1 protein-coding gene is annotated in these 1,048 nt (G+C 44.1%); it reads left to right on the forward strand.

What is annotated here, in order from left to right; translation table 11 throughout:
• A partial coding sequence (locus HMPREF2955_RS02020) for an RHS repeat domain-containing protein (protein ID WP_246830042.1) occupies window positions 1-1,048 on the forward strand: 1,048 nt, incomplete at both ends.

Below are 1,048 nucleotides of genomic sequence, written 5' to 3' on the forward strand. Positions count from 1 at the left end.
TTCAATGGCAGAAGCCCGAAGACCCTGACAATGCCCAACCGGGTTATGGCTATGCCCCCTCGGACACAACCAACATTGAGGAAATCTTCTTCTATCATAGTGACCACCTCGGCAGCACCTCCTACATCACCGACGCCAAGGCCAACATCACCCAGTTCGATGCCTACCTGCCTTACGGCGAGCTGTTGGTAGACGAGCATTCTTCATCAGAAGATTTGCCGTACAAGTTCAATGGCAAGGAGTTGGACGAAGAAACGGGACTGTATTATTACGGAGCCAGATACATGGACCCTATGGCAAGTATATGGTATGGGGTAGACAAATTAACGGAAAAGTATGTGTCGGTAAGTTCGTACACATATTGTAACGGGAATCCAATTGCGAATATCGATGTTATGGGAATGTTTCCTAAGGGCATTGTTGTAAAACATGTCGAAACCGTTGTTCAGTACCAAGCAGTAGGCTCTGCCAATACGTTAATGGGGATACCCCATGAAGTAACATACTATACCTTTACGGAATCAGCCGCTCACTTATTGTCTTTGGTTGCGAACGTTCCCATTACGTATGTGAAGAATGCAAGGCTTGAAGAGTTCATTCAGCAACCCGAAGGCAATTGCATTACAATTGGCGGTTCCCCCGATAATGCACGAATCCTTGTGTCGCCATATTATCTTGATAACAGCAAAGGCGGGCAGGATTATGACCTCTGGTTCCGCGAATTCTCGCACGAAGTGGGACACATTAAGCAGATTGCGCGCGATAAGAGCCTGACAAAGTATTTGCTTAAAACAATAGCAGGTTATATTAAGGCAGGCAACCACGATGATGCTTCTCGCGAAATAGAGGCTGAGCAAGGGAGTGATACTTTTAATACTTTCCGTCGCTTCGTTAAGACACACTTCAAAGCATCTGTCGAGAATTTGTTTAAGAATGATAAACTGGATGAGAAAGACAAAATCGAGCAAATCAATAAATGGTGGAATGAATTCAAAAAACAGACAAACAATAAAAAAGGTTCTTCCGTTAAATGGATAGATTTGTACAA

It is taken from the genome of Prevotella sp. HMSC073D09, from assembly GCF_001814145.1.
Taxonomy (GTDB): domain Bacteria; phylum Bacteroidota; class Bacteroidia; order Bacteroidales; family Bacteroidaceae; genus Prevotella; species Prevotella conceptionensis.